14 protein-coding genes and 1 other annotated feature are annotated in these 14,357 nt (G+C 26.6%); of the genes, 1 reads left to right on the top strand and 13 read right to left on the bottom strand.

The features are described from left to right. Positions 1 to 17 precede the first annotated feature (17 nt). The 11 genes from HF520_RS04640 to HF520_RS04590 all read right to left on the bottom strand — a co-directional run bounded on the left by HF520_RS04640 (position 18) and on the right by HF520_RS04590 (position 11,606). Positions 18 to 1,547, bottom strand: a complete 1,530-nt coding sequence (locus HF520_RS04640; protein ID WP_168572915.1) for an FAD-binding protein — start codon at positions 1,545 to 1,547, stop codon at positions 18 to 20. Positions 1,548 to 1,713: 166 nt separating this feature from the next. Continuing rightward, positions 1,714 to 2,247, bottom strand: a complete 534-nt coding sequence (locus HF520_RS04635) for a (Fe-S)-binding protein (protein ID WP_168572914.1) — start codon at positions 2,245 to 2,247, stop codon at positions 1,714 to 1,716. 1 nt (position 2,248) lies between these two features. After that, positions 2,249 to 3,403, bottom strand: a complete 1,155-nt coding sequence (locus tag HF520_RS04630) for an aminotransferase class V-fold PLP-dependent enzyme (protein ID WP_168572913.1) — start codon at positions 3,401 to 3,403, stop codon at positions 2,249 to 2,251. A 145-nt stretch (positions 3,404 to 3,548) separates the two neighbouring features. Next, positions 3,549 to 3,788 (bottom strand): hypothetical protein, encoded by a 240-nt coding sequence (locus tag HF520_RS04625; RefSeq protein ID WP_168572912.1) that lies wholly within the window; start codon positions 3,786 to 3,788, stop codon positions 3,549 to 3,551. A 103-nt stretch (positions 3,789 to 3,891) separates the two neighbouring features. Further along, a complete protein-coding gene (locus tag HF520_RS04620) occupies positions 3,892 to 4,398 on the bottom strand; it encodes a DMT family transporter (protein ID WP_243155195.1) in 507 nt (168 codons plus the stop codon). Positions 4,399 to 4,558: 160 nt separating this feature from the next. After that, positions 4,559 to 5,524, bottom strand: a complete 966-nt coding sequence (locus HF520_RS04615; RefSeq protein WP_168572911.1) for a bile acid:sodium symporter family protein — start codon at positions 5,522 to 5,524, stop codon at positions 4,559 to 4,561. 397 nt (positions 5,525 to 5,921) lie between these two features. Next, positions 5,922 to 6,677, bottom strand: coding sequence for an acyl-CoA dehydratase activase (locus tag HF520_RS04610; RefSeq protein WP_168572910.1), 756 nt, complete (start codon positions 6,675 to 6,677; stop codon positions 5,922 to 5,924). A gap of 8 nt (positions 6,678 to 6,685) precedes the next feature. Next, complete coding sequence (locus tag HF520_RS04605; RefSeq protein WP_168572909.1) at positions 6,686 to 7,858, bottom strand: double-cubane-cluster-containing anaerobic reductase; 1,173 nt, start codon at positions 7,856 to 7,858, stop codon at positions 6,686 to 6,688. A gap of 145 nt (positions 7,859 to 8,003) precedes the next feature. Then, positions 8,004 to 8,684 (bottom strand): YczE/YyaS/YitT family protein, encoded by a 681-nt coding sequence (locus HF520_RS04600; RefSeq protein WP_168572908.1) that lies wholly within the window; start codon positions 8,682 to 8,684, stop codon positions 8,004 to 8,006. Between the two features lie 284 nt (positions 8,685 to 8,968). Next, complete coding sequence (gene tyrS / locus HF520_RS04595; RefSeq protein WP_168574749.1) at positions 8,969 to 10,192, bottom strand: tyrosine--tRNA ligase; 1,224 nt, start codon at positions 10,190 to 10,192, stop codon at positions 8,969 to 8,971. A gap of 75 nt (positions 10,193 to 10,267) precedes the next feature. After that, positions 10,268 to 10,519, bottom strand: a binding site (T-box leader). Between the two features lie 118 nt (positions 10,520 to 10,637). Continuing rightward, entirely contained in the window at positions 10,638 to 11,606 is a 969-nt protein-coding gene (locus HF520_RS04590; RefSeq protein ID WP_168572907.1) for a DUF2232 domain-containing protein, read from the bottom strand. 139 nt (positions 11,607 to 11,745) lie between these two features. Between HF520_RS04590 and HF520_RS04585 the strand changes: the two genes are divergently transcribed. Next, a complete protein-coding gene (locus HF520_RS04585) occupies positions 11,746 to 12,186 on the top strand; it encodes a GNAT family N-acetyltransferase (protein ID WP_207711028.1) in 441 nt (146 codons plus the stop codon). 53 nt (positions 12,187 to 12,239) lie between these two features. Here the strand turns inward: HF520_RS04585 and HF520_RS04580 are convergent, their stop codons facing one another. Then, entirely contained in the window at positions 12,240 to 13,694 is a 1,455-nt protein-coding gene (locus HF520_RS04580; protein WP_168572906.1) for a UDP-N-acetylmuramoyl-L-alanyl-D-glutamate--2,6-diaminopimelate ligase, read from the bottom strand. A 90-nt stretch (positions 13,695 to 13,784) separates the two neighbouring features. Next, entirely contained in the window at positions 13,785 to 14,243 is a 459-nt protein-coding gene (locus tag HF520_RS04575) for a metal-dependent transcriptional regulator (protein ID WP_243155194.1), read from the bottom strand. Positions 14,244 to 14,357 lie beyond the last annotated feature (114 nt).

Raw genomic sequence — 14,357 nt, 5'->3', positions numbered from 1 at the left:
TAATATATGTATAAGAGCTATTTAGTTTGAGAATCCACTCTGCAATGACATCCTATAGACTTTCCTTGTTTTAACATATGATCCAATAAAATAAATGAAAATTCGATATAACTTTCAAGCATAGCTTTATCACCTGTTGATAACTCTATATTAAAGGTATTTTCTTTTATTTTTCTAATCTCATTTTTTGCATCCAAAATACTTTCTTTACTTCTTAATATAGATACCTTATTGTATAATATTTTTCTAATTTCATCTATAGCATTTTTAAACCTACTATAATCTTTTGATTCTTTTTTTAAATCGTAATTTATACTTAGGTCAAAATCCTTAAAAGTGCTATTTTTACAATATTTACTCGCACTTTTACCTGCTATAGCACCAAATACAAGTGCATTACATGTAGATAAACCACCTATTCTATCTGCTCCATGTACTCCACCAGTTGCTTCTCCACATGCAAAAATTCCATTTACAGTTGTACTTGCATCTTCATTTATTTTAATGCCCCCATTACATGCATGAGCAAATGGAGTTATATATATTTTTTTATCAGTGTCTTTTTTAGATTCTTTCATCCAATTAAAATAGTTGTATATTAAAGTATCATTAATTCCTTCTATATTATCTGGATACTCAAAATAAGCACACTCATTATTATCTTGGTAGTATTTAAATAAAATTTTATCTATAATATTTGATCTTAATCTAGTTGAAAATGGTCCATATGTAGATCTTTCACTAATTAAATTTTCTATATCATTTACATCTTTTAAGATATCTTCTCCATTTTTATCTTTAATAGTTATATATTTAAATACTCTTTCATTAAATACGGTTTTATACATTGGCTTCATATATGCTGGTATAAACTGAATAAATTCTAAATTAATAAGTTCACATCCAACTTTATTTGCTAAATATTGAATTATAGGGCTATCTAGCTCTAAAGAGAAATTATGTTTAAATAAACAGGTATATCCACCTGATGCTATTATTATTGATTTTGATTTTACTAACTCTATACTCTTATCTTCTTTTTCAATTAAAACCCCTTTAGATGTTTCCCCCTCATTAAAAATATTGATTACTTTTGACTTGTTTAGTAATGTCAGATTTTCATTGTCTAAAATTTTATAAAATGCATCCTTTCCTGTTTTAAAGTCAAATCCAAACCATCTTCTCTTATTAGAATCAAAGCATGGAATTACACCATCCTCATCTACTGATTTTTTTAAATTAATACCTTGTTTATCTAATAAATTAATTTCATCATTTACTTTATCTACTAAAATAGAACTAAGTTTTGGATTAGATAATTTACATCCTACTTTAATTATATTTTCTAATAAGTCTTTTTTATCCTCTTCATTTTTAGGACCTACCATACCCAAACCCCATGTTCCTGGATAAAAACTAGCTCCTGAACAAAAATCTTTTGAAGTTATCATACAAATCTTTAAGTTATTTTTTAAAAGTTCTTGAGCACTTCTAATACCACCTAAACCAGCTCCTATTATAATTGTATCAAATACTTTACAGTCCATAAAAAAGTCTCCTTAATTGAATTTATTACTTCTAATTTCTACAAATTAAGATAAATTCCTTTGTTTAATTTATAAATACTAAATATTTAAGAAAATTCATTCACGTATTAAATACAAAAATACCTTGAGAAATTTGTATCTCTCAAGGTATTTTTAAATATAATCTTTATATATCATTACCTAGCATTAAATATATCGACTCAATTTTATCTATATTATTTTCATTACCTTTTTCATATAAATGAACACAATTTTTAGGCTTTGTCTTATTATTAATAAGTTTTGTAGCAAATGCTAAACAAGTGGCTTCACCACATTTTCCACAATTTATCTTAGGAAGATATGTATATATTTCTAACGGACTTGGAAGTTTTCGCATTTCATCAGAAGGATTTATTTCACCCCTTTTTTCATATACTTTATTAATTATATCTTTTATATAGTCCAAAGTTTCAAATGCATCTGTTTCATTTAATAACTTTGATACATTTATAGATTCTGGATACATAATTATTATTTTAGAACCATAGTTAAAAGTAAAAGTATTAGCTTTTTTGTTATAAATCCCATTTTTTAAATAAGTATTTAAATAAGGAAATATATTACTTATATCTCTACTAGTAATTGCCTTTATCCTTATTCTCAATGAATCTGTAGTGCAAGGTTGTATAAAACTTAATGTTATTTTTTCTAAATACATATTAACTCCCCTTTTTTACCTGAATTTCATTTAATGCTTTTACTAAATTATCAATATCTTCTTTTTCGTTAAAATACCCTATCCCTATTCTTAAAGCCCCTATTTCTTTTGTTCCTACTAAGTCATGAGCATTTGGTGAGCAGTGTAACCCTGATCTAACCATAATTCCATAGTTATTATCTAGTTCATAGGCAACATCTTCTGCTCTCATATTCTTAATATTAAATGATATGACACCTACAACCTTTTCACTCTTTTTAGGTCCATAAATATATATATTATCTACTAAACTTAATTTATCTAATGCATATTTTATTAATTTATTTTCTTTCTCCTGTATATTCTTTAATCCATTTTTTTGTATAAATTTTATTCCTTCTCCAAGCCCAACTATTCCACTTACATTTAAGGTACCTGCTTCTAATTTATTAGGGTAATAGTCAGGTTGATACTCATAGGATGAATCTCCTCCTGTTCCTCCTGCTTTTAATGGATTTATTTCATAATCACAATTAATTATTAATCCACCTGTACCCATAGGGCCTAATAAAGATTTATGGCCTGTAAATGCTAATAAATCTATATTATCTTCTTTAATATCAATTGGAATTGCTCCAGCGCTTTGTGCTGCATCAACTAAAAATGGTATCTTATACTTTCTTGCAATAGAACCAATCTCTTTTATTGGCTGTATTGTTCCTAATACATTTGAAGCATGTGTAAATACTATTAAAGACGTATTATCCTTTATAGCATTTTCAATATCTTCTATATTTGTATAACCTTCTTTAGTTGAATGTATTTTAGTAATACTTATATTCATTTCTTTTTCTAATGTTTTTAAACATCTCCAAACTGCATTATGTTCAAGACTGCTTGTTATTACATTATCTCCTTCTTTAACTATCCCTCTTATAGCTAAGTTTAAAGCCTCTGTAACATTACAAGTAAAAATTACTTTTTTCGGATCACTAAAATTAAAAAATGATGCTAATACTTTTCTAGTGCTATAAACTAAAAAATCTGATTCCATTGCTTTTTTATAAGAACCTCTTCCTGAGCTAGTTCCATTATTTACCATAAAATTATAAACAGCATCTGTCACCTCTCTAGGCTTTGGATATGATGTAGCTGCATTATCTAAATATATTCCCATATATTCCCCCTTGTACTATACCTTATTTATAATTTAATGTTAGCATATTTAAATAAAAAATGGCTTTTCTTCTAATAGAATTATAACTCTACTTTAAGAAAAAGCCATTTCATATTAATATATTTACTTTTTTAATATTTAATTATTAATCATTTAAATCTTCTTTATATTTACTTTCATTTTTACATTTATATGCTAACTCTCTTCTTTGATCATGCATTCTTCTTGTTGTATCTTTACTATATTTACTTTCTTTTTGAGCTGCTAAATCAACATTTACTTCTACTCCAGATGCATGAGTAACTCCAAGTTCTCTTGCAGCCTCTATTTTCATTGCATCAGGTTTTCTATTGTATTTAGGTACCCTATTTGGATGCTTTGCCATAATGTCACTTCCTTTTTAATATTTATTTCATATTTATTATTTAACAAATACTATTTTTAAATACTAAGAAATTATTATTTAATTTACACTCAATTTAAAGTTATTATTCTTCAACAATCTCTACTTTTTTTTTAATAAATGCTAGTTTGGTTTCAGAGACAATTATAGCTAGAAATATTAATAAACATCCTAAAATTAATTTTAATGTAATCAATTCTTTAAATATAATTACTGATAAAATAGTTCCAAAAAATGATTCTGTAGATAATATTATTGCAGCCTTAGTCTCTGTAACCATTTTTTGACATACAGTCTGTATCAAAAAACAGACAGCAGTATAAAAGATGCATAAATATATAACTCTTATATATGTATCTGATCTAACATTCATATCCATTTCTTTTGATATAAATTGAATTACAAATAAAAGGCTAAATGCAACACAAAATTGTACATCAGTTAAAACAATTGGATTTTCCTTTTTTGCAACTAAACTACTTATAAGTCCCAATTTGTCAATTTTTCTTTTATATATTATGTAACCTATAAAAGGTACTATTACTACATTTGCAGCTGTTATAAATGTATTTTTTGATGGAGTAGTATACACCAATCCTATAGTTTGAAATTGAAATGCTACAAATAAAAATATACTTAGTATAGCTCCTGATTTGATAGCATTTTTATTTCAAAACTTTTTCAATAAAATAATCCTCCATATCTAATTAGATTCGGAGGATTATTTTATTAATTTTATTTAATATATATTTTTATTCTATAATCTGATTAGATATACCTATTTCATTATCATCAATGTCTTTATTACCCCAATAATTAGCAAGTACTGATACTGAAAATGCATGCCATATACCTGCTATAGCTGGAGCTATGGCTGCTTGTGGTGCAAAATGTGCCATTGCTAGTGTAGTTGCTAATGTCGCATTTTTCATTCCAGTCTCTATCGATAAAACTCTTCTTTTCTCTTCATCAAAACCAATCTTAGATGCAGTTATGTATCCACCTATATACCCTAGTATATTGTGAACTATTACTGCAAATGCTACTATTATAACAGAATAAGTTAGCTTATCTGCATTTGCACTTACTATACCTCCCACTAAAAGAACCATTGCTAAACCTGATATCGAAGGTAAGACTCTTATCGCTTTTTCTGTAAACCTGCTAAAGAATCTATGACATATACCTCCTAATATTATTGGAACAATAACTACTTTTGTTATTGATATAAACATTCCTAATGCATTAATTTGAACCCATTGACCAGCAAATAAAAGTATGAATGCAGGTGTTACTATTGGTGCTAATAAAGTTGATATAGAAGTAAATGTTACTGATAAAGCTACATCTCCTTTTGCTATGAAACTCATTACATTTGATGTAACTCCACCAGGACAAGATCCTAATAATATAAGTCCAACAGCCAGTTCTCCAGGTAAATTAAAAGCTTTAACAACTAAAAATGCGCCTAAAGGCATTATTATATACTGAGCTAAAGTTCCAAATATTACATCCTTTGGTCTTTTTAAAATTAAAGTAAAATCATCTTTCTTTAATGTCATACCCATTCCAAACATTATAAATCCTAACATAGTATTCATATTAGGTACTACCCATAAAAATACTTCTTGTTTAAAGTAAGCTATAATAGCTGCAATTAGCACCATAAGTGACATATATTTCTTAACAAACACTCCCATTTTATCTACAAAATCCATAATTTATTCCCCCTTACTTGATTTTAATATCTACACATATAAAATATATTCCAGTAATTATGTCTTATAAAATTAATCTTTAAACTATGAATCAGACCAATAAGGCTCAGGTCGCTTAGTCCCATATAATCTCCCCCTTTTGAATATATTTTAATTTTCTCCTTAATGATAGTATAATTAAAAGTTAAAATTTAATAAAATTGTGGAATAAAGTATATATTGTAGATATTTTAGTTCTTAATATTCAAATTAAAATTTATAATATTAACTTAAATATTAACACATATTTATTTATAATCAACATTATTTTCAGAATTTTCTAAATTTATTAACTTTTGCATATTATCTTTATTATATAAGTAAAAAATTGCTTTAGGAATATCCCAAAGCAATTTTTTTACTTATATGCAATTACAGCAGCTCCAAGTGCCCCAATTATTTGAGTATCTTCTGCTATAAATATACTATTATTTAGATTTTCTTCTATCATCTTTACTAAGACTTTACTTTTAGCTAGTCCTCCTGTAAAGGCTATTTCATTTTTAAAAGTACCTCTAGAAAGCATTGCTGTTGATTTATTTGCTATAGATTTTAATATTCCTGAAGCAATTCTTTCTTTAGACACATTTTTAGCAAGTAAACTTATTATTTCTGATTCAGCAAAAACAGTACACATACTAGATATGTTTTCTGGATTATGTCCTTTCGCCATGTTATCTATACTGGATATATCGCTTCCTAATAAATTAGATGTTATCTCTAAAAACCTTCCTGTTCCAGCTGCGCATTTATCATTCATTATAAAATCTTCTACACTTCCATCATCATTTAAATTTATTACCTTTATATCTTGACCACCTATATCTAAAATTGTTCTTATTTTAGGATTTATAAATTTAATTCCTTTAGCATGACAAGTTATTTCTGTTACTTTCTTATCTACAAAATCCATAGTAACTCTACCATATCCAGTCCCAATTACTTTTTTTACATCTTTTCTATCAATTCTTTTTGTAAGGAAATCATAGACTTCTTTTGATGCAGTTTTAGGACTCCATCCTGTTGGTACAATAACTTGATTTATAATTTTTTCTCCGTCGAATAATACACCTTTAGTTGCTACTGACCCTGAATCAATACCTATACTATACATACGTCCTCCTATTTTACAGTTGCACCTTCTTCTATCATTTCTACGAATGCTTCAAATCTTGTTCTAAGTTGCTCTGTATCTGATTTTGAATAGTTTGTTTCTATAGCCATATAAGGAATATTTTTCTTTGAAGTTACAAACTCCTTAATTCTATAACTTTCTATATTAAAGGTATGGCATGCTTGAAGAACTACATCTATTACTCCATCTACTTTATATTCATCTATAAGTCTATCTATTAACTCTATTCTGTTGTCATTATGCATCATACATGAACATCCTATATTTATATATTTTTGAGTTAGTGCATCATATACATCTTCATTTTCTTCGTCAACTAATAAATCATTTGCTCTTATTCCACCGCAAAGCTCATATGCAACTATTGATGCACCGCTTTCTTCTATTGTATTAATTAACTTATCGCTAATTCCACCTATTGGAGATCCTGTTATTAATATTCTTGGTGCATTCTTATTAACTGGGCACTCTCCATATTCATACCTTTTCTTCATATTATCAATCAAATCTCTTAAAGACTGCTTTAATTCATCTCTATTAAATTTAAATCCTGATTGATATAATACTTGGTGCATTTCCATACCAGTTAAAGCTGAAGGTTGTAATTTTCCTAACTCATAAAATTCTTTTAAAAGTTTTCGTTCTTCATTCTTATCTTTTATAGATTCTCTTATATCATCTTCACTTATAGTTACTCCTAAAGACTTTTCTACTTCTTCTTTTAATAATTTTATTTCTTCCTTCCAGAGTTTATATGTAATTTCACCACTTTTCATATTTGGCAAATGCATTACATGCATATTTTTTACTTTTTTAAGCTCTTCGTACATTTTCTTTTTACCATCGCACGTAGTTTCTCCAATAAGTAAGTCTGAGAAATAAAAATATGGACATGTATCTGTTATTGCATGTCCATAGCTTGATTTTATAAGTGGACAAAGATTCCTTGGTAAAACCTTCTCTGCATCAGGTATTGACTCTTCACTCACTCCACAGACACCTACTACTGTAGCTTTAGCTGCCATAGGTATCTCAACAGGAGTAAATGTACAAAATACTCCTACTAACTTTTGTCCTCTTTCTTTCAACTCTTTAGCTAATATAAATCCTTTTTGTCTAGCTTCATTAAAACTATTAAAGTTATCTGGTAAATTTATCATCTAACTATCCCCCTTAATTACTTTTCTATTAAATTTTACCATTTCCATTAAATATATAATAATAGTTTATATCTATACAATATAAACCACTATAGATATAAACTATATAAAAATAGAAGAAGCAGTATAACTCTGCTTCTTCTATTTACATTCTAATATTTTCCATATCATTATCTTCTTTTAATAACTCTTTAATAAAAGGTATAGTATCTTTTAATGATTTATGATTTAAAACTCCTAGATCAAAATTACAAAATTCAAATACAAACTTCATGCACCCTCCAAGTCCAAGTGCTATTATAAATGTACCTACTCCTATTTTACCACCTAGTATATATCCACAAATAAGAGCCCCTAATTCAGTGCTTCTTCGAATAACATTTACAGGCTTTTTAGTGATTGAAGTTAATGCAACCATTAATCCATCTCTAGGTCCACATCCAAGCTCACAACTTATATATAGATATGTTCCAATACTCATAAGCATCATACCTATGAATAACATTATTAGACCAGTAAATAAGTTTTTACTTATTGGTATTAAATTTGTAAATAATATTATATCAGTGAATATACCAATAAATATCATATTTAGCACTGTTCCTATACCAACCTTTAATTTTAGTACAGTCGTTAATGCAACTACTACGAATCCAGCTACTATACTTGCTTGACCTATCGTTAAAAATGTATTATTTGATAAGCCTTGATGAAAAACATCCCAAGGTCCCGCCCCTAAGTTAGAATTTAGCATAAATACAATTCCCATTGAAGCTACAAAAAAACCAATAAATAATCTTAATATTAATTTTAATAATTTCTTCATACAATCTCCCACAAAATATATCTAAATTTCAAATCAAACTTTAGTATATCATAAATAATTAATATATTACTAAATAAATTTATATTTTGAAAATATTCTAAATTTTAATTCTTTATTAATAATTTCAAATTATATCTATATAATTTATCATATACAAAATACATAACACCTAAGAAAAGTGATACAAAACTTAATGGTTATGGAAATTTTATTTTGAAATGCATATATTGTCATAAATCAAAAACAGGCATTTAGTAATACATAACTGCCTGTTTTTTATCATTTTATCTTAATACTATTTTCTTAAATTTCTTCTTACCACGCTTTACAACTAAACCATCACCCATTAGAGATTCTTTAGTAAATGTAGCTTTTACATCTGTTACTTTTTCACCATCTACAGTTACTCCGCCTTGCTCTATATTTCTTCTAGCTTCTGATCTAGTAGGAGCAAGTTCTGCCTTAACTAATAAAGAAATTAAGTCTACTTTACCATCAGCTAAGTCAGCTTCTTCTAATTCTGTAGTTGGCATATTTGCATGAGCTGCACCTGAGAATAAAGCTCTTGCACTTTCTTGTGCTTTTATAGCTTCTTCTTCATTATGTACAAGTTTAGTTAATTCAAATGCTAATATTTCTTTAGCCTCATTTATTCTATTTCCTTCCCACTTTTCTATTTCTTCTATTTCTTCAAGTGGTAAGAATGTTAACATACGCATACATTTAAATACGTCTGCATCTGCAACATTTCTCCAGTATTGATAGAACTCAAATGGAGTAGTTTTATTAGGATCTAACCATACTGCACCATTTGCAGTTTTACCCATTTTATTTCCTTCTGAGTTAAGAAGTAACGTTATAGTCATTGCATATGCATTTTCACCTAATTTACGTCTTATTAAATCAGTACCAGCAAGCATATTGCTCCACTGATCATTTCCACCTAATTGCATTTGACATCCGTATTTTTCATATAAATGATAGAAGTCATAAGCTTGCATTATCATGTAGTTAAACTCTAAGAAACTTAGGCCTCTTTCCATTCTATTTTTATAACATTCAGCAGTAAGCATTCTATTAACACTGAAATTAGCTCCAACTTCTCTTAATAATTCTACATAATTTAAATCTAATAACCAATCAGCATTATTAACTAATAAGGCTTTATCTTCTGAAAAATCTATGAATTTACTCATTTGTTTTTTAAAGCACTCACAGTTATAGTTTATTTGTTCTGGAGTCATCATTTGTCTCATATCAGTTCTTCCAGATGGGTCACCTACCATAGTTGTCCCTCCACCTACAAGAGCTATTGGTCTATTTCCTGCCATTTGCAGTCTCTTCATTAAGCATAAAGCCATAAAATGACCAACATGTAAACTATCTGCAGTAGCATCAAATCCTATATAAAATGTTGCTTTACCTGCATTTATAAGCTCTTTTAATTCATCTTCATCTGTTATTTGAGCCACTAATCCTCTTGCAACCAATTCATCATATACTGTCATAGTCATTGTTATTCTCTCCTTACATATTATTTTAATGATTTATTTATTTTTTAAATAAAAAAAGCCTTCATCCTACAAAAGGACGAAAGCTGTGCTTACGTGTTACCACCTTAATTCATTAATATTTCACAATATTAATCTCAATAAGTACACTTAAATGTATACTTTAGCACTGTAACGTGTGCTACTACGATAAGCCCCTACTAAATAATTTTTTCAGGGATACTGCTCTGAGATGTATTTCAATTAACTTATTTTGCCCCTCTCACCATCCGGGAACTCTCTGTTAAATTACATTAATTTACTTCTTCTCTTCATCGCTTTATTTTAATAAATTGTTAATTATAATATATGTGCAATTTAATTTTTTGTCAACTATTTTTATTATTATCTACAACTTTTTCTATTTTATTCAAAAATAAACATATAATATTAATAATAAAACTTATCTATATATAAGTTTATTTACATAATTGTTCACTATTATATTTTGCTTTATTCTTATATCTATTTTTTTATCTAAAATAATATTTATAATTACTAGTACTACAGTAGTTATTTTAAATGAAAATATTAAAGATAAAAATACTACTATAGACAGTATTCTCAAATAAGAAACCTTATTATATTTTATTAATAAATAATTTTGTAATAATACAAATGCATCTCTTATTACAAAATATAGACATACATATTCTGAGGATATTAATATAGTCTTTATATAAGTTTGTTCAAATTTTACTCCGAATAAATTTAATATTTCAATAAATAATATGTATGAAGCGCATGTATAAAACACTTTCTTTGAACAACACATATATCTTCCACAAGTTTTGAAATTACTCATCATGTATAATTTTTTCTTTGAGTTTCCTTTTAGAAGATTTAACTTCTTCCCTAATATTAAAGCTAAAAAATATACACAAAATATAGTTCCCATCGGAAGCAACGCAATAAATGTATAAAATACTATATTTATAAATTTAGGATTTTTTAACATGTTAGCATAACCTTGAAATTCCTCCATAAAACTGTAACCTATTAATGTTGATCCATATATATCAACAAAAACCATTAGCATAACACCTATAATTGATCCATAAACAAAGTCATCTATTATAGATGTATTTTTAGTCAATAATACACCACATAAAATACCTATTATAATACTTTGACTAATCCATATTGCAGTTCCTATATTTCCTAAAACTAACGATACTATTAATAGAGCACTTATACTCGATAATACTGTATATTTAAAATCACATTTTAAGAGTATTATACAGAAGAAAATAGGTACAGCAAAATCTAAATAAGCTGCATATCCTATTCCTGTACCTACAGCTATAATCGTAATAACAATAAACAAGGATGTTAATAATGCTGCTTCCGTTAGCTTCTTTGTAGAGTTCATCTCATATAAAACCTCCATCCTTTGTTTTTTAATAATTTATTAGTTAAGTATATCACTTTTTTATATACAATGCTTATTTTATAATCTCTAACAGTAGTATTTTTGATATAATAAATAAAAATATACATGGAGGTGTATCATGTTTAAAATAAAACATTTTAATGAGTTAAATGTAAATGAAATGTATGAAATTGCAAAATCAAGATATGAAGTATTTGCCTGTGAGCAAAAAATCTTTTGTGAAAATGATTTTGATGATGTAGATAAAAACTGTTATCATATTTTTTATGAAAATAACGACAAAGTTATAGCTTATGCCAGAATAATTCCAAAAGAATTTAGTTCCTATGAAGATACTTCTATAGGTCGAGTTTTAGTGTTACCTGAATTTAGAAGAAAAAATTTAGCCAAACAATTGATATTATCTTCTATAAAATTTATACACAATACTCTAAATGAAAAACATATAACATTATCTGCGCAAGAATATATAAAAAATCTATACTCTAGTTGTGGATTTGTAGAGATTTCTAATGTATATTATGAAGCCGGAATACCTCATATAAAAATGAGATTATAGCATAAAAATATCTTAGAGAAAATGTGTAAGTTTTCTCCAAGATATTTTTATTTTTATATACTATCAGCTATTTCTTTAGCTATTTTTCTATCATCAAAATCATATTTAACTTTTCCTATAATTTGATATGTTTCATGACCTTTTCCAGCTATTATTACTATATCATTTTCATTAGCAATTTTAATAGCCTTTTCTATAGCTTCTTTTCTATCTTCTATAACTATATAATTATTTTTCTCTTTATTAATTCCCTTTACAATATCTTCTATAATATTTTTGGCATTTTCTGATCTTGGATTATCAGAAGTTATTATAGCTATATCAGAATTTTCTTGCCCAATTCTACCCATTATAGGCCTTTTTTGTTTGTCTCTATCTCCACCGCAACCAAATACTGTGATTATTTTGCCTTTTGCAAATTCTTTTACTGAAGTTAATATATTTTTTAATGCATCAGGTGTATGAGCATAATCAACTATAATATTTAGATTCTTATTATTTTTTACAATTTCAAATCGCCCTTCTACTCCACAAGAATTTTTTAATCCTTCTTTAATGATTTCTATGGGTATATTTAAAATATAACAAGAGCTTATTACTGCTAAAGTATTATAAACTGTAAATTTACCTGGAATTGGAACGATTATTTGTGTACTATAGGTTGGTGTTATAAGTGTATACTCTATTCCATTTGAGCTTAACTTTATATCTTTAGCTCTAAAATCACACTTATCATCTATACCATAAGTATAAACAGGTGTTTTTAAGTTTTTTATATTATTAAAAATAATTTTTCCTGTACTATCATCTATATTTATTATATTAGCAACCTTCGTTTTATAAAATAAACTTTCTTTTACCTTTCTATATTCCTCTATGTTCTTATGAAAGTCTAAATGATCCTCTGTAAGATTTGTAAATATACCAATATTTAAGTTTATACCATCTACTCTATTTAGCGCAAGAGAATGAGATGATACTTCCATAGCACAATACTTACATTTGTTTTTTACCATATTGTTAAAACTTTTTTGTAAATCTAAAGAATCCGGAGTTGTATTTTTAGATATTATTTCCTTATTTCCATCATCTATTTTTATAGTTCCTATTAGTCCACACTTATCATGTATATTTAAAACTTGACTTAAGTATGTTGTTATACTAGTTTTTCCATTAGTTCCTGTTACACCAATTATATTTAATTTTTCGCTAGGATTTTCATAGAATTTACCAGCTATAAAAGACATTGCTTTTTTTGCATCTTTTACTTTAATATAAGTAAGATTTTCATTCATAGGAACATCTTCTGTTATTATAAAAGCCTTAGCACCTTTTTCTATTGCATTATTAATGAACTTATGACCATTCACATTACTGCCATTTATACATATAAATAAGTCTTCGCTACTTATATTTCGAGAATCATACTCTATATTTTTTATATCAAAATCAATACTTCCATATACTTCTATAATATCCATTCCTTCTATCAGTTTTCTAAGATACATATTACACCACCTAAATAATTATTTATAAATATATTTTATTAAATATTAATAGCCTTGTACTAATTTATTTTTAATATTATTTATAATTTTTTACTTATTTTGATAATTTCTAAATTTAATCAATACTTCCTCATTTTCTTTAAAAAATCTAAGAAGTTCTTTAATTCTTATTAAGGTTTCTATGCTTATGGTGTGCTCTATTTTTTCAGTTTCTTCATGTATATATTCTTTTAGCCCTATTGTTTGCAAAAATGAATAAATAATATTATGTCTATCGTATAGCCTTTTTCCAACAATTTCTCCCATATTCGTAAGTTTTATATAGTCATATTTTCTATATATTAAAAAATTTTTAGATTCTAGCTTTTTTATCATCTTAGTAACTGAAGGTGGTTTTATATTTAATGAATCTGATATTTCTTTTAGCTTTATTTTTTCTTCATTTAAAGATAATCTATAAATCATTTCTATATAATCCTCTTCACTTGGTGTTAATGAGTTGTACTTCATATATTCATTAAAAGTGTAATAATCTTCTCTATCGTTCAAAAAATCACCTCATAAATTTTTTCTTATATTAATATATATTTTTTCCCCTTATTTTAATTACTACTATTTCTAGTAACAAACATGTACATATATGCATACTCTAAATTAAGAATG

Source organism: Romboutsia sp. CE17 (genome assembly GCF_012317385.1).
Lineage (GTDB): Bacteria > Bacillota > Clostridia > Peptostreptococcales > Peptostreptococcaceae > Romboutsia_E.
Note: the sequence above shows the minus strand (reverse complement) of the source record. Positions and strands in the feature narration are given on the sequence as shown.